Genomic DNA, 15,319 nt, shown 5'->3' with positions numbered 1-15,319 from the left:
TCGACGCCTCACCAATCTTCTGCGCCTCCACATCCTCCGCGTCATCCACGAAAGGCAAGCACATGCGTCAGCTCATCATCCTGGGAATAGTCGGGCTCATCGCGCAGCTCATCGACGGTTCCCTGGGCATGGCCTATGGGGTCACCTCAACCACGCTGCTGCTCGCGGCGGGTACGGCACCGGCGGCCGCCTCGGCGGCGGTGCACTTCTCTGAATTGGGGACGACGTTGGTGTCGGGGATCTCGCATCACAAGTTCGGCAATGTCGACTGGCGGACCGTCGCGATTTTGGCCGGCCCGGGGTTCGTCGGGGCGATCGCAGGGTCGACGTTCCTCGCCAGCCTGGACGGGGAGGCGGCGACCCCTTGGATCTCAGGGATCCTGCTGGCGCTCGGCATCTACGTCATCTGGCGTTTCCTGGCACTAGGCGGTGCGCGTCCGACGTTCAAGTCACGGCCGAGCGCGAAGATGCTCGTCCCCGTCGGGCTCATCGGCGGCACGCTCGACTCCATCGGCGGGGGCGGCTGGGGTCCGGTCGGAACGACGACGCTGCTGTCCTCGGGACGCTTGGAGCCGCGCAAGGTCGTCGGCTCGATCGACACCAGCGAGTTCATCGTCGCGGTCGGCGGTTCGCTCGGGTTCCTCATTGCGCTCGGATCGCAGGGCATCGAATGGCAGATCGTGGCGGCACTTCTCGTCGGCGGCGTCATCGCCGCACCCTTCGCCGCATGGCTGGTGAAGCTGCTGCCGGCCAAGGTGCTTGCGGTCGCCGCGGGCGGAATCATCGTTCTCACGAACGTCCGCACCATCCTGCTCGCCTTCGGCCTCGGTTCGTCGACTGTGTGGCTGACGCTCGCCGGCCTGGCGCTTGTGTGGTTCGCACTGCTGGCTCACGTCGTGCGCATCGAACGTGCGGCAGCGAAGGTGCGGAAAGCCGAGGAAGCTGGAGTCGAGGTGCCCGTCGGCGGGTGAACCGCCTCGGCGAGGGCGTTCCTTCCCTCTTCCATACCGTCGTTCAAGGCCAAGCTCGCTTATCGCGAGGCACACGCACCCAAATGCGCGGGCCGGCTTGAACGAGGCGAGGAAACCCCGTCGAGCACATGGATTCCTGCGGGTGAAGGCCGATAAGCCGGCGAGAACACGCGAACAGACCCGACTCCGCACAATCGCGGGGTCGGGTCTGTTCGGGTCTGCGGTGCGGTCAGCGCTGGCTGTAGAGCTTCCGGGCCATGATCACGCCGATGAGGGACAGCAGCGACAGGCCCGCGTAGTAGAAGCCGGGCACGGTCAGCAGACCGGTCGCGCCGAGCAGCGCGGTGAGGATGAGCGGGGCGAAGCCGCCGAAGATCGCGACACCGAAGCTGTAGGCGATGGTCATGCCGGAGCTGCGCACCTTGACGGGGAACAGTTCGGACAGCAGCGCCGGCATCGGACCGAAGTAGAAGACCATGAACAGGCCGACGATCGCCTCGCACAGGGTGAGGACTCCGATCGAGGGATTCGCGGTCAGGAGGATGAACATCGGCCAGGCGACGATGATGCCCACGATGGTCGTCGGGATCATCACGGTCGTCGGGCCTACTCGGTCGGCCAGACGGCCGGCGAACGGGGCGCCGATGAGGGTGATGACACCGGCGACGACGGCGCCGGGGAACGATGCCCACGCGTCGAGGCCGAGGTTGGTGACGGCGAACTGCGGCAGGAAGGTGATGAGGTAGACCGAGATCGTGGCCATCGCGATGATGAGGAACGCGGAGAACAGGCGACCGAAGTTCTCACTGAGGAGGACGCGCAATGGGTTGTCGGTCTTCTCGGCGGCCTTGAACTCAGGAGTGTCATCCATCTTCGAGCGGATGTACCAGCCGACGGGTCCGATGAGCAGGCCGAGGGCGAAGGCCACGCGCCAGCCCCAGGAGTGCAGGGCCTCTTCGCTCAGCGCCGAGCTGAGGATCCACGAGATTCCGGCGGCCAGGAACATCGAGATGCCCTGAGTCGCGGTCTGGAAGGAGGCGTAGTAGGCCTTGCCGCGCTTGGCGTTCTCGGTGAGGAAGGCTGTGGCCGATCCGAATTCGCCGCCGGCGGAGATGCCCTGGATGATGCGGGCGATGATGAGGCCGATCGCGCCCCAGATGCCGATGGTCGCTTCGCCGGGCAGGATGACGATGATGAACACACCGAGGGTCATCAGACCGATCGTCAGCGACAGCGCCGATTTGCGGCCGTGCTTGTCCGAGTAGCGGCCGATGATGATCGCGCCGAGGGGACGGACGACGAAGGTGATGGCGAAGGTCGCCCAGGTCATCAGCTGTGCGGACAGGCCTTCGCCGGGGTAGAAGACCGCGGTGATCGAGGTGGCCATGAACCCGAACAGGATGATGTCATACCATTCGAGGGCGTTGCCCAGTCCGGCCGCGACTACGGCCTTGCGGGCCCGCGACTTGTCTTCGCGGGACTCGACGGGTGTCTCAGTCATCGTGTGCCTCTTCTTGTAGGTGCCCGGATGCCGTGGTTGGCGAAGCCGGTGGTGGATCGTGGAATTGCAGGATGCAGGCACCGTTGCTCGTCACCCGGGCGGATGTTGCTTATTCACAGACCCGGTCGGAGTCTCTGATCTGACAAGTATGCCCCCTGTTCTCGTCAGCGAGACGATTGTAGTCCCGTAGTATCCGGCCGCAAAGGCAGTCTCAGCAGGTGACGAGTCACGTCAGTGTCGTTGTCGACGCCTTTCACCACATCGCCGCGGCGATTTGGTGAGGGCCCCGCACAGCGCGGACAGTGGAGTTCAAGGTGTCGCTGGCTGCGGCGAAGTGAAAGAAACGGCCCCGTCCTCAGCAGAGAACGGGGCCGAATTCGCAAGGGTCCGAAGGTCGGGCAGACCAGGGCTCAGGCCGGCTCTTCCTGATTCTTTTCCTTCGCCTTCTCGGCCTTGGTGAAGGCCTGGTATTTGCGAATGACCTCAAGCGCCGGGCCGTCGGCGAGCAGTTCGCCCTTCTCGATCCACAGTGCACGGTTGCACGTGTCCTTGATCGTGCGCATCGAGTGCGAGACGAGGAAGACGGTACCGGCGTTCTCACGGATGGCCCGGATGCGGCCTTCGGAACGGTCACGGAATTTCTTGTCACCGACGTTGAGCGCCTCGTCGACGATGAGGATCTCGTGCTGCACCGAGGTCGCGATCGCGAACTTCAGACGCTGGGACATACCCGAGGAGTACGTTCGCATCGGCAGGTCGATGAAGTCCTCAAGCCCGGTGAACTCGACGATGTCATCGAACTTTGCATCGATCTCGTCACGAGTGAGCCCCAGAGCCAGAGACCCGAGGACGATGTTGCGGGCGCCCGAGAGATCCGGAATCAGTGCGGCGCCGACACCGAGGAGGTTCGGCCGTGACGTTGCATAGATCGCCCCCTCGGAGGTCGGAGTCAGTCCGGTGATCGACCGCATGAGCGTGGACTTGCCCGAGCCGTTGCTGCCGATGATGCCGATCGATTCGTTCTTGTGGGCGACGAAGCTGATGCCTTTGAGGGCGTGAACCTCCCTCAGCTCCCGGCGCTTGGACATGACGTCCTTGCTGCCGAGCTTGAGCTTCTTGCCCGTAGCCAGAGTCTTGTACCGGACGTGGACGTTGTCGCAGACGACGACGGGAGGATTGTTTCGCGTCACTTCGGGCAGGCTGCCGGTGTCGAAGGCCTGCTCTTCGTTCGTCTCACTCATCACGACCGAACCTTTCCTCGGCCTGCCAGAAGAACACGAAGCCGATGATGAAGATGCCGAATGCCCAGATGGCCAGGTGCCAGAAGTAGTCGTAGGGAATAACACCGTCCTTCATGAGGATGCCGCGGGCGATCGCCAGGACGTTGTTCAGCGGCTGCCAATCAGCGAAGGGCTGCAGGGACGGGTTGATCTTGTCGACCATGACCTTGAGGTCGAAGAAGACGCCCGAGGTGTAGAAGATCATCCGGGAGATGAACGGAGTCACCTGGGAGAGGTCACGGAAGTGGACCGTTGCGCGGGCGAAGATGAAGGCCACACCCTGGTTGAAAATCCAGAACAGGAAGACCAACGGGATGAAGAGGAACCAGTCCCAACCGGGTTTCGCGCCCCACAGCATGACGAGTAGTGCCATGAAGATGAAGGTGGGAATGAAGTTGAGCAGGTTCTGGAACACCGTGGCGATCGGCAGCACGATGCGCGGGAACGGCAGCGATTGGACGAGAGAGGCGTTCGAGATGATCGATTTCGACCCGCCGTTCATCGAGGTGTTGAAGAACTCGAGCACGAAGACGCCGATGATGACGAAAGGGGCGAAATCGTCGGGCCGGGCGGTGGCGCCCCGCATGATGAACCCGAAGACTGTGCCGTAGATGAGTGCGGAGAACGCCGGACGCAGAAGTACCCAGAGCATGCCGAGGCGATTGCGTTCGTTCTCGGACTGCATCCGGTACTTCGCTAGCGTATACGTGAAGTCGCTTCGGTTGAGAAGCTGTTTGACGTACTGAGGTAGAGACGGCCGTCCACCGACTCTCTCGAGTCCGTGCTCGGCAGCAAGCCTGGCCATATCCATGAACAGAAAATTCTCTCGTCGGCGACTGGGGATAGAACAGAAAGAGTCTACGGGATGAGACTAGCGCAGACTCACAGTCGGCTGTGAGCCTTGAAGTCGAAGTCGGGGTCGGCGATCTGAGCTCTCGTCGGAATATTGTTACCGCCGAGTACCCGTCGGGCGGCCGCCTGCATCGGGGGCCAGTTGAACGTTTCGACGCCGACGAGCACCGACTCCGGGGCGAGTCCTTCGAAGTGGAAGACCTGGAACTTCGCTCCGCTGGGGTCGTGTCGGACGATCGTGTCGTCGGCGTCGGGGCTCGTCAGGCCCGCTGTGAACACCTTCTCCGGGCCTTGGAAGCTCCAGTGCCAGGGAACATCGGACCAGACTTTCGGACCGTCGTCCGGCCCAGAATCTGAAGCGGATTCGGGCGCATTATCACCGTCGTTCGAAGCCGTGTCTGATCCTTCAGTGAGCAGTTCAGCGAGGAATTTTCCGTGGCTTTCGGCCACCGGTTCACAGGCCCAGGGGTGGTCGAGTGCATAGGGTCCGGCGGTGACGATGGCACAGTCACCGGCGGCGAAGACACCCGGATTGGATGTTGCCAAACTCTCATCCACTTCCCACGCCTGAGCGGGTCGGTGACCGTCGATCGGGATCAGCCGAGGGCGAGCCCCGACGCTGGTGATGAACAGGTCGTGGACATCGGCCGGGATGTCGTCCGGGCTCGCGGTGTGGGTGACGAATTCGACTCCGGCGGCCTTGTGCTTGTCGAACAGCGCCTGCCTCACGGGAGCGGAGAGCTGCTTGCGCAGGGGTTCGTCCCCGCGCAGGTAGACCGTGGCGTGGTGTCCGGCAGCCACCGCCGAGGTGGCCACTTCCATTCCGAGATAACCGGAGCCCAGCACCCCGACGTTGAGGGCCTCGGTTGCGCTATTCACACGTTCAAGAATCCATTCGGCGTCGCCGAGGTCATAGACCGGCAGGGCGTCCGGGTAGGCGGGGACCTGCGGACGATTCGCCTCCATCCCTGTGGCGAGGATGCAGTGGGTGAAGTCGACGGACTCCCCCGACGCCAGATGGATGGTGCCCGCGGTGGTGTGGTGGTCCGCCAGCGGATGAGGGTGTCGCTGGGTCTCGGCGGTGTAGCGGGATTCCGCGGGCGCCTCGGCGAGGGTGATCTCTTCTGCCCGGTCACGGACGAAGGTGATGTGCGCGGTCGATTCGAGGTGGTACGGCAGGTGGTGGCGGGCGCCATCGAAGAGATGCTTCGACAGCGGCGGCCGCTCACACGTCTTGCCGGCCTGGGGGTCGATGACGGTGACGGCCTGACCGCGCGCGTTCAGTTCCCGCGCCGCGGTCGTGCCGGCCAGTCCCGCACCGATGATGACGATCCGCTTGCTCATGCCTCCATGCTAATCCTCGCCGAGGCGGCCCGCCGGGAGGTGCGGAGTCACGGCAGGAGTGTGGATGAGTATGCGGCACGCGTGAGCCGTGATGTCGACCACCTTGCATGCATTCTCAAACAATCACCGCACGCTGCTGTGGCCCCTGAACTTTACAGCTAGGCTAGGGTTATGCCGATTCATGTGCAGCAAGACCTGACTCCCGAACTGGCCATGCTCATTTTCGAATCAGGACGTTGCGCCGTCGACACTGAAACCAGCGGTCTCGACTGGCGCGAAGATCGCCTAGAAATCTGCCAGATCAGCACTCCGAACGCCGACCCAGTCATCGTTCGCAATTCCGGGTACCGACCTCCTCTGCTGGCAACAGTCCTCGAATCGACTGATGTGGAGTCCGTTTACCACTTTGCTCCCTTCGATCTGCGATTCCTCGAGCAAAACTGGCAGATTCGTACGCGCAACGTGCGGTGCACGAAAACCGCGTCACGCGTGGCTGATCCGACCATGCCGAATTACGCACATAGTCTTAAGCCGCTTCTCGAACGACGCCTCGGCATCGAACTCGAAAAGGGTTCAGTACGCACAAGCGACTGGGGCGCGCCCGAACTTAGTCCGGAGCAGATTGACTATGCTGTCAGCGACGTTCAGCATCTTCTCGAGCTGCACGACAATATCGTCTCCGGATTTAACTCTGATGATCTAGGCCTCTACGGGGCACTATGCGCCTACTTGCCGACCGATGCCCACCGAGAAATCGTCGGCATCCCAAACCCTCTGGTCCACTAAAACCGGATACTAAATGAGACCCGCCAACAGGCCCACCGTGCATGCCCTTGGGTTAGATGACTTCAAACCTTTTCGAGCGGAGCCCAGGCCCCTGCGGGATCAAACGTGAAATCAGCTGGTGCATTGGCTTCGAAATCCACAACCAGACGAACATGCGGCGGTGCTGACGGTCCAGACACTCGATGGACCAACGCCCTCGCCCCTGTCCCTGCCTGTAGTAATTGACGTATGCCCGCGGAAAGTACGCGAGGCACCCACCCCACCGGAGTCCCACCTGAAGCAACGATGACAGCGTGCGGATCCTCGGGGTTCCCCTGTTCAAGAACGAGCTGAAGCGCGTCACCTCCCCCGAGTGATCCCAATGCAAGTTCGTGGGCATCACTGTCGACTTTAATGATTTCGTTCCCAATTCTCAGACCGGTGCCCCCAGGAATGTGCCGGATACCGTTCGTGAAGAAGCGAACGGACACGTGGCCATCGTGGGTGTTTGGGAGCTCCATTAACTGGAGAGTATCGCCCACCCGGCGCCCGCCCGAACGAACGATCTGTTCCCACGGAGTTGCTTCATCCGGGGGTAAGCCGATCTCATTCATGACCGCCGTGAAATCTGGCCTGGTCGGAGACATCGTCCGCTGTCGAAATATTGTCGGCATCCGCGTGCCACAGTATTTCTCCCCCACAATGGGCAGACCGGGCAACGGACGGAAGTCGTCGATTTCACGGACATGCTGCGTGTATGTGAATGTGAAATTACCGCCGTCCTTGCCTAACCGTCCAATTGGATGGATGCGACGACTCTCAGGGTGTTGCCACAGGACCAGCAGCTCACCCACTTCGGATCGCGGAACGTGCTGCGGCACCTGATCAACGATGCTAGTTGAGCTCATGACGAATCCTTTCAAGGTTCAGATGCAACAAGTTATTTACGAACGTAACAGCCGCCACTGACATCTCGGGGATGGCTCCTTGCCGGAGGGGATCCGTCACGGGAAGAAGATCAAGCTCGTTGAAGCGACGAGTCCAGAGTTCCTGCGCTGACTCAGACGCTTGGTCCAGAGCGTCAGCTGCAAGCTCCACAAGTGTAATCGGCTTTCCAACATGTTCGAAACGCCATGCTGTACCTTTCCGAGCCCATGCTTCCAACGCTCGCGGATCCTTTTTCAGTTCGAGCTTAGCTGGACGCTCAGCAAATCCGAGGCTTCCAGAATGATCATACGATGGGCACAAGCTAGGTGCCACCGTGGCGAGCCGGTGCCTCAACTGTGACCAGTTCTCCTCGTGACGGTCACGATTAGCCACAAGCGCGTCGAACAGTAGATATCCAACGAAGACGTCGAAGCCGTCGGCGACATCGGCACCAGCGAAGCCAGGTGGCGCACCAGTATCTTTCAGCGCCTCGCGGATATTTCGCAGATTGTGTCCGGGCCGCTTGACATCGGGCCGAGCAGAGTCCCGAGCCGGCTCCCCCTCGAGGTGGGGGATGTAGTCGGTCACTTCAACACAATCTTCGAGCACCATGTGCCCGCCGATCAGGTCAAATCCCGGGAATTGAATCTCTTTGCTCAAGGAACCTCGTCGACCCTGGCGGATGCACAGACGCGTCCTGGCCGTTGGGACACCGAGTAAGTTGGCTACCTGGGATGCGACAACCTCGGCCCAGTCCTCGCCCTGTTCGAATCCGTCAGATTGAATAGTTGTGTTCTTTTGGAGCCACTGCGAGCCGTCCCGCGGATCCTCTAGCCAAATGCTCTCGTGGGAGCCCGACTGTTCAACGTCTCTGGTATGCCAAGAACTGACGTCGATTCTCTCCCAAACATCGGGATCCACAGGTTCACTCAAACTGTCACCTCCGCCATATCGTCTCCGCCCCTGTGCTCGCTGGATTGCACTGGTTCAACATTGAAACGGAGTTTGTGACTGATCACCACTACTGCCACAGTAGTGCATCGTGAAAGAGCTACAGACGCATCCCTGGTCCCACCGGCCTTATTCTTTCTTTCAACATTCAGCCCCGGGCGGTTAGCATTCAGTCTGCGTGCAAGATCTACAAAACTATCCAGAAACAGTGACGGCCTGACCGCGCGCGTTCAGCTCCCGAGCCGCGGTCGTGCCGGCCAGTCCCGCACCGATGATGACGATCCGCTTGCTCATGCCTCCATGCGAATCCTCCCCGAGGTGGTCCGGCAGGAGGTGCGGGTGCAGAGTGGGCGCTCAGTCGGCGCGGGTGATCATGCCGGCCTGCTCGCTTTGCCGTCGAGCCAGAGCATGTCGGACTCGTCGTTGTGCGAGCCGCCGGAACCGACGTGTTTGGCGTCGATCTGTGGACCCTTCTTGATGACGTGGACGAGCGCCATGCCGTGTCCGCGTCCCAGGCCGTAGTCGGTTTTGAGCCACTCGAGGATGGCCCCGGCCTTGACCGAGTCGTCGTCGAAGCCCTTCTCTTCGGCCAGGTCGATGAACTGGCGTGGGGTGAGTCCGGTTTTGTCTTCGATAGTGTCGAGGTAGGCCTGAAATGACATGTCGGGTCCCTTCGGGAAGATGCGGCGAGCGGCTCTGCTCGGCAACGGTGCAGGTCAGCGATCTGCGCTCACCTTGGTTCACGATATATCGCGGAGTGTTGGCAGGTCGAGAGTCATCACCGTCAGACTCCGGCACGACTCGATCGCCCAAGTTAGGTGTCGCGACTTCCGACTCAGGAGTCTCGATTGCCCGAGTTAGGCGTCTTCTGTATCGGTTCGTTCGGGCACGACCTCGTTGATGGCGCGAATTCCGCGCACGGGCGACAGAGCCACCGGCACAGTAGCCAGCGCCATGAGTGCCGCTCCGGAGACGGCGGATCCGACCGGCCCGATGAACGTGATCAGGGTGCCGCCGAGGATCGCGCCGATGGAGAGTGCGCCCCAGGATACGAGGCGGTAGCCCGCGTTGACGCGTCCGCGGATTTCGTCGGGCAGAGCGAGCTGGCGGATGCTCGTCGATTGCGAGTCGGCGACTCCGCTGCCGAGGCCGGAGAGGAGGAAGGCGAGTGCTAGGCCCGGAATGAGAACTGCCGGGTAGAACGCCACGGTGACCATTCCGATCAGCGGGGCCGTGTTGCCGAGAACGAGGCTGACCAGCAGGGACCGGCCGTATCCGAAGCGCTTCGTGAGGCGGGGGCTGAGCAGGCTGCCGATGAGAGCGCCGATGCCTCCGCAGGTCACCACTGCGCCGAAGACGAGAGGGCCGGAGGGCAGTCCGGCGAGCACGTGGACGGCAAGCGCGAGCATGAGGATCTCGTGGCCGAAGTTCCACAGAGACGCCTCTGCCGCCAGGGCGCGGAGGATCGGGTGGCTGATGAGTGACTTGAGGCCGTCGCGCGCCTCGGCGATGGCTGAGGATTTGGCGGCGGGCTCGTCGGCGGTTTCGGTCGCGCCAGGGGCAGGGACTCCTGCAGTCGCGGTCGTTTCGGGTGCGGGTTCGTCGATCCGCAGCCGCCCGATGAGCAAGGCGGAGGCGAGGTAGCCGACCGCATTGACCGCGATCGCGATCGGCGCGGTGACGGCCTGGACGATGAGTCCACCGACACCGGAACCAGCGGTTTCGATGGCGGATTCTGTGGCGGTGATCTTGGCGTTTGCGTCGATGAGTGCGTCTTCGGGTACGAACTGCGGCAGGAACGAGAAGTCGGCGAGCTGGTAGAGCACGGTCATCGTGCCGATCGCGAAGGCGGCCCCGACGGCGACCGGAATCGTCAGTGTATTCGTCAGCGCGAGGACGCACACAGGGACGAGGAGGACGCCGCGCACCCAATCGGCGAGGATCATCAGCTGTCGCCTGGGGTGGCGGTCGACGATGACGCCGAACCAGAGCGTCACGACAAGGAACGGGGCGACGAGTGCCGTGCGCACCCAGGAGGCCTCCATCGCGGTCGCGCCGAGAGTGATGAGGGTGAGAGCGGGCAGGGCGATCTCTCCGACCTCTGCTCCGAGTCGAGAAAGCGCTCCAGCGCTCCAGAAAAGTCGAAAACCAGGAACCGTCCACGCTGAGGTAACTGTTGTCATAGCAATGCAGGTTATAACAGTAACCATGTACATATCAATAGTGGTTATACTGGAGTTATGCCTGAGATCGTTCCGCCCGCAGCTGCTCCCGGCGAGCTGGAGTTCGTCCGTGCCTTCGTCAACACCCGCGATATCGACCTGGGAACCGATCGCCTCGCCGATCTGTCCGGGTGGTCGGAGTGGGCGAACGAGCAGGGAATCGATCAATCCGTCGGCGGCGGCCGCCTCGGCGAAAACGGCGAAGCCGACGATGCATCGGAGGCGGATCTGCGGCGGGCGCGGGAACTGCGGGAGATTCTGCGCGACGGGCTCCTGGCCAATCATTCGAAGGCGGGCACGCCCGACGCGGTCGTCGAGGCACTCACCGAGGCGGCCCGGCGCACGACTCAGGTCGTCATCACCGACCGCGGCGCCGAGCTCGTCGCGGCCGGCACCGGTATCGACGCAGCGATCGGTCGGGTGGTGAGTGCGGCGACCGCGGCGCTCGGGGACGGAACATGGGCGAGGCTGAAGGCATGCGAATACGACAGCTGCCAGTGGGCGTTCTTTGATCACTCGCGCTCGTGCACAGGACGCTGGTGCTCTATGGAGCTGTGCGGCAATCGGGCGAAGCAGGCCCGGTGGCGGGCCAAACAAGCGAATCAGTGAGGCTGGAGCGGCTGGCCAGGTCGTTGCGAAAAACCCAAAACAGTCTGTCGCAGCCATCGTGTCGGGCGACTACGGATTCGGTGGCAGACACAGACGAGGGCGCCCGGCGCGAACTGATGAGTCGCGCCGGACGCCCTGGATGCTGATACGGCTCAGAGTTCCGTGGTCTGAGTGCCGCCGGCTGGACGGTTGCCGGTGATCTTGGACTTGACCATGTGGAATAGGCCAGATGCCTTACCTCCAGGCAGCCCCCAGTGCTGAGCGGAGTGCGTGATGACCTTGATCAGCCCCAGATTCGGGTCCCGACGGTCGTCGAACCATGCCTTGGCAGAATCCGACCACAGCTCATCGACCTTGGCCTCGTCATCGATGAACTCGACGCGTCCGGCGACTGACAACCAGTTGCCCGCCTCAGCGATGCTGATGTTGACTTCGGGGTTCGTCCGCAGCGCCTTCGTCTGGTCGCCGTCGAGGGCGAGGAAGAACCATACGTCGGCATCCTCGGTGACTTCTTGAGGTGCCATCGGGTGGGAGAGGATCTTGCCATCGGCCAACGCCGTCGCGAGCATGACGGAGTCGCTGCCGCGCAGGATCTTGACGACATCGGACTGGTCGAGCTCATCGGTAGCCGCCTGGCCTGCAGGAGCCTGCCCGTCACCGGCTGCGGAGACCTGGCCGGCCTCCGTATCATCGGTGGCAGCGGTGCGGGCCGGTGGCCCGGAGTCCTCAGATTCGGAGCTCGGGGTTCCCACGGCGGCTTGAGATTCGTCGACGGCCGTGTGCGAACCGTCGGGGTTGCGATAGAGGTTCGCGCCTTGGCTGGCAGCGGCGTCGCGCGCCCGGGTCTCTACGTCCCCCTCGGTGTAGCCGCCCTTTTCGCCCGGGGCGATGTTCGAGGTACCGGCGAACTTCTCGGTCGTCTCGTCGAGAACGGCGGCGGCGTCGCGAGCCTTCTCCTCGCCGCGACCTTCGGTGCTCTTGTCTCTGTTCATCAGACTTCCCCTCTTCGTCGGCGGTGGTTCGTCATTCTTCCATGCGATCGCGGTGCGGAACGCTGACTGACTCAACATGGTGGGCTTTCCCAGTCGGCGCACAGACGCGCCGCCCTAAGAGACCTGCCCCCACCTCACAGAGACGGGGCCCGGCCCGAGGCGCCAGACACCGCGCCATTTGGAGCTCGGGTGGTGAGCAGATCGGTCCGGCAGCCCATTGCGTCCGTGTCCTGGCCGATGTCTAGACTGAAGCCATGGATGAAGAAACGACCGTCACCGTCAACGACATCCCCGAGGGGGCCGCCATCATCGACGTCCGCGAGGACGACGAATGGGAGGCCGGCCATATCGAAGGCGCGATCCACGTGCCGCTGGGCGAACTGCCGAGCCGCCTCGACGATCTCCCCCTCGATGACGACATGTACGTCATCTGCCGCACCGGCGGGCGCTCCAACCGGGCCGTGGCCTGGCTCAATCAGAACGGCTTCGATGCCTTCAATGTCGACGGCGGCATGGGTTCGTGGAACCTCGACAACGGCAAGCCCATCGTCTCCGAGACCGGCGAAGAGCCCTGGGTGAAGTGATCGCCTAGTCTCTTGAGGTTCGTCGACCTCTTCTCCCTCCGTCCCTTGCCTGCACGCCGGGCGAAGGTCTAGCGTCGGAAACACAGATCACAGAGCGAATTTCATGATCCCCCGGTCCTCCGCCGAACGGCGAGAGCGTGTTCAACTCCGAAAGGAGCGAAGTCATGAGTGACGAGAAGAAGAACCTCCCGGAGAACGCAGCCGAAGAGCAGCCTGAAGACGCGCAGGACATCGAGAGCACTGCTGTCGGAGTCGGCGCGGAAACCGACGCCGAAGGCAGTTCCAAGACTCCCGAAGAGAAGCTTGAGCGAATCGCGGCTGAGCACGATGTTCCGATCGATCGGGATCCTGAGGAAGCCCAGGCCAAAGCCGAAGGGTCCTCCTCCCCAGACAAAGACCGAGATATCAGCGGTGGAGACACGAAGGAAGAGGAAGACGACTCCGTGGAGCCGCCTGACTGAGACGGCGGCCCGGCATACGAGGCCGCTGATTCTCGCTCCGAGGAGCCGCCGAAGTCCACGATGCAAGAACTCCGTGGACACAACTGTGCGCAACCGCTGTCATTTGGTTAGGTAGAAGAATGACAACACGCGCCGGCCAGTTGGCCCAGGACAAGGATCTCGTTGACGTCCCTGCCCTTCTCGATTCCTATCACGACTTGGTTCCCGACTCTTCGGTGCCTTCGCAAGCAGTGAGCTTCGGGACCTCCGGCCACCGCGGTTCGAGCTTCAACCGCTCCTTCAACGAGGCGCACATCGCGGCCATCACCGCAGCCATCGTCGATTTCCGCCGAGACAAAGGCATCCGTGGGCCGATCTTCCTCGGCCGTGACACTCACGCGCTCAGTGAGCCCGCGTTCCTCACCGTCCTCGAGGTGCTCGCCGCCGCCGAGGTGCCCGCGCTCATTGACGAACGCGACGGCTTCACCCCGACCCCGGCGGTCTCCCACGCGATCCTCGGCTTCAACGCCGGGAAGTCGCGCGAGGATGCGCAGGCCGACGGCATCATCGTCACTCCCAGCCACAATCCGCCCGCTGACGGGGGCATCAAGTACAACCCGCCGCACGGCGGGCCTGCCGGAACCGAGACGACGACCTGGATCGCTGATCGCGCGAACCAGTACCTCGCCGAGGGGTGGGAGAAGATCCCGCGCACTCCGTTCCAGCGGGCGTTCCATCTGGAGAACACCGAGAACTTCGACTACGTCTCGAACTATGTCGACGACCTCGAGTCGGTTATCGACCTCGATGTCATTCGCAGCTCCGGGCTGAAGATCGGCGCCGATCCGCTCGGCGGAGCCAGCGTCGACTACTGGGCGGCCATTGCAGAGGACTACGACCTCAACCTCGACGTCGTCCATCCGGACGTCGACCCCACCTGGTCGTTCATGACCCTGGATTGGGACGAGAACATCCGCATGGACTGCTCCTCCCCCTACGCGATGGCCGGCCTCATCGCCTCGCGAAACGACTTCGACATCGCCACCGGCAACGACGCCGATGCTGATCGCCACGGCATCGTCACTCCCGATGCCGGCCTGATGAATCCGAATCACTATCTGGCAGCGGCCATCGACTACCTGATCGACTCCCGCACCGATTGGCCGAAGGACGCGGGGATCGGCAAGACTCTGGTCACCTCGTCGATCGTCGACCGCATCGTCGCCGCGCATAATCGCACCCTCTTCGAGGTGCCTGTCGGCTTCAAATGGTTCGTTCCCGGCCTGCTCGATTCGACGCTGGCATTCGGCGGCGAGGAATCGGCCGGCGCATCGTTCCTGCGGAGGGACGGCAAAGTGTGGTCGACGGACAAGGACGGCATCATCCTCGCCCTCCTCGCGGCCGAGATGACCGCGAAGACCGGGCAGACTCCCTCACAGCGCTACGCAGGACTGGCCGCGAACCACGGCACCAGCTCCTACGCCCGCCAGGACGCTCCGGCGACGCGCGCACAGAAGGAACGACTGGGGTCCCTGGATGCCTCCCAGGTGAGTGCAAAGACCATCGGCGGTGAACCCGTCAAGGAGGTGCTCACCTCGGCGTCGGGCAACAATGCGCCCATCGGCGGGCTCAAGGTCACCACGGACAATGCATGGTTCGCCGTGCGACCGTCGGGCACGGAAGACGTGTATAAGATCTACGCAGAATCGCTGCGCGATGAGGACCACCTGCGCCAGGTCCAGCACGATGCCCGCACTCTCGTCGACGGGGTTCTGGAGTAAGCACCAGCCACTGTACGAATAACTCGCTTCCGCGGCTTCGAAGTGTGGATGCAGCGAACTTCATCGCTGCGCTCACACTTTGCAGCCGCGGATACTTTTG

16 protein-coding genes are annotated in these 15,319 nt (G+C 62.7%); 6 read left to right on the top strand and 10 right to left on the bottom strand.

Annotated elements, in window-relative coordinates; translation table 11 throughout:
* The first annotated feature begins 62 nt into the window (after nucleotides 1–62).
* Nucleotides 63–971: a sulfite exporter TauE/SafE family protein gene (locus AC239G_RS02865; RefSeq protein WP_259358557.1), complete on the top strand. Its 909-nt coding sequence runs from the start codon at nucleotides 63–65 to the stop codon at nucleotides 969–971.
* Nucleotides 972–1,200: 229 nt separating this feature from the next.
* On the opposite strand, the gene AC239G_RS02860 is transcribed toward AC239G_RS02865, so the two are convergent.
* The 4 genes from AC239G_RS02860 to AC239G_RS02845 all read right to left on the bottom strand — a co-directional run bounded on the left by AC239G_RS02860 (nucleotide 1,201) and on the right by AC239G_RS02845 (nucleotide 5,948).
* Complete coding sequence (locus AC239G_RS02860; RefSeq protein WP_139469992.1) at nucleotides 1,201–2,472, bottom strand: MFS transporter; 1,272 nt, start codon at nucleotides 2,470–2,472, stop codon at nucleotides 1,201–1,203.
* Between the two features lie 410 nt (nucleotides 2,473–2,882).
* Complete coding sequence (locus AC239G_RS02855) at nucleotides 2,883–3,713, bottom strand: ABC transporter ATP-binding protein (RefSeq protein ID WP_139469991.1); 831 nt, start codon at nucleotides 3,711–3,713, stop codon at nucleotides 2,883–2,885.
* Nucleotides 3,706–4,563 (bottom strand): ABC transporter permease, encoded by an 858-nt coding sequence (locus tag AC239G_RS02850; protein ID WP_139469989.1) that lies wholly within the window; start codon nucleotides 4,561–4,563, stop codon nucleotides 3,706–3,708. The genes AC239G_RS02855 and AC239G_RS02850 overlap by 8 nt, the downstream gene beginning before the upstream one ends.
* 71 nt (nucleotides 4,564–4,634) lie before the next feature.
* Complete coding sequence (locus AC239G_RS02845; protein ID WP_487489746.1) at nucleotides 4,635–5,948, bottom strand: FAD-dependent oxidoreductase; 1,314 nt, start codon at nucleotides 5,946–5,948, stop codon at nucleotides 4,635–4,637.
* Nucleotides 5,949–6,119: 171 nt separating this feature from the next.
* Between AC239G_RS02845 and AC239G_RS02840 the strand changes: the two genes are divergently transcribed.
* On the top strand, nucleotides 6,120–6,734 hold the full coding sequence (locus tag AC239G_RS02840; protein WP_139906834.1) for a 3'-5' exonuclease family protein: 615 nt from the start codon (nucleotides 6,120–6,122) through the stop codon (nucleotides 6,732–6,734).
* Between the two features lie 62 nt (nucleotides 6,735–6,796).
* On the opposite strand, the gene AC239G_RS02835 is transcribed toward AC239G_RS02840, so the two are convergent.
* The 5 genes from AC239G_RS02835 to AC239G_RS02815 all read right to left on the bottom strand — a co-directional run bounded on the left by AC239G_RS02835 (nucleotide 6,797) and on the right by AC239G_RS02815 (nucleotide 10,774).
* Nucleotides 6,797–7,621: a hypothetical protein gene (locus AC239G_RS02835; protein WP_487489745.1), complete on the bottom strand. Its 825-nt coding sequence runs from the start codon at nucleotides 7,619–7,621 to the stop codon at nucleotides 6,797–6,799.
* Nucleotides 7,608–8,300, bottom strand: coding sequence for a hypothetical protein (locus tag AC239G_RS02830; RefSeq protein ID WP_139906832.1), 693 nt, complete (start codon nucleotides 8,298–8,300; stop codon nucleotides 7,608–7,610). Before AC239G_RS02830 ends, AC239G_RS02835 begins: the two co-directional genes overlap by 14 nt.
* Nucleotides 8,301–8,786: 486 nt before the next feature.
* Nucleotides 8,787–8,885, bottom strand: a complete 99-nt coding sequence (locus AC239G_RS02825; RefSeq protein WP_139906831.1) for an FAD-binding protein — start codon at nucleotides 8,883–8,885, stop codon at nucleotides 8,787–8,789.
* Between the two features lie 77 nt (nucleotides 8,886–8,962).
* Nucleotides 8,963–9,253 carry a DUF4287 domain-containing protein gene (locus AC239G_RS02820; protein ID WP_139906830.1) on the bottom strand — a complete coding sequence of 97 codons (291 nt, stop codon included), beginning with the start codon at nucleotides 9,251–9,253 and terminating at the stop codon, nucleotides 8,963–8,965.
* Between the two features lie 195 nt (nucleotides 9,254–9,448).
* On the bottom strand, nucleotides 9,449–10,774 hold the full coding sequence (locus tag AC239G_RS02815) for an MFS transporter (protein ID WP_487489744.1): 1,326 nt from the start codon (nucleotides 10,772–10,774) through the stop codon (nucleotides 9,449–9,451).
* A 57-nt stretch (nucleotides 10,775–10,831) separates the two neighbouring features.
* On the opposite strand from AC239G_RS02815, the gene AC239G_RS02810 reads away from it, so the two are divergent.
* Nucleotides 10,832–11,422, top strand: coding sequence for a CGNR zinc finger domain-containing protein (locus tag AC239G_RS02810; protein ID WP_487489743.1), 591 nt, complete (start codon nucleotides 10,832–10,834; stop codon nucleotides 11,420–11,422).
* A 152-nt stretch (nucleotides 11,423–11,574) separates the two neighbouring features.
* Here AC239G_RS02810 and AC239G_RS02805 read toward each other — a convergent pair whose 3' ends face one another.
* Complete coding sequence (locus AC239G_RS02805; RefSeq protein ID WP_487489742.1) at nucleotides 11,575–12,414, bottom strand: pyridoxamine 5'-phosphate oxidase family protein; 840 nt, start codon at nucleotides 12,412–12,414, stop codon at nucleotides 11,575–11,577.
* Between the two features lie 254 nt (nucleotides 12,415–12,668).
* Here AC239G_RS02805 and AC239G_RS02800 point away from each other — a divergent pair, with 254 nt between their 5' ends.
* The 3 genes from AC239G_RS02800 (at nucleotide 12,669) to pgm (ending at nucleotide 15,219) form a co-directional block, all read left to right on the top strand.
* A complete protein-coding gene (locus AC239G_RS02800) occupies nucleotides 12,669–12,998 on the top strand; it encodes a rhodanese-like domain-containing protein (RefSeq protein WP_139469974.1) in 330 nt (109 codons plus the stop codon).
* 164 nt (nucleotides 12,999–13,162) lie between these two features.
* Nucleotides 13,163–13,459, top strand: a complete 297-nt coding sequence (locus AC239G_RS02795) for a hypothetical protein (protein WP_487489741.1) — start codon at nucleotides 13,163–13,165, stop codon at nucleotides 13,457–13,459.
* Between the two features lie 119 nt (nucleotides 13,460–13,578).
* Complete coding sequence (gene pgm, locus AC239G_RS02790; protein ID WP_487489740.1) at nucleotides 13,579–15,219, top strand: phosphoglucomutase (alpha-D-glucose-1,6-bisphosphate-dependent); 1,641 nt, start codon at nucleotides 13,579–13,581, stop codon at nucleotides 15,217–15,219.
* Nucleotides 15,220–15,319 lie beyond the last annotated feature (100 nt).

This window comes from Brevibacterium sp. Lmc1 (assembly GCF_057654315.1).
This window is presented reverse-complemented; position numbering and strand designations above follow the sequence as displayed.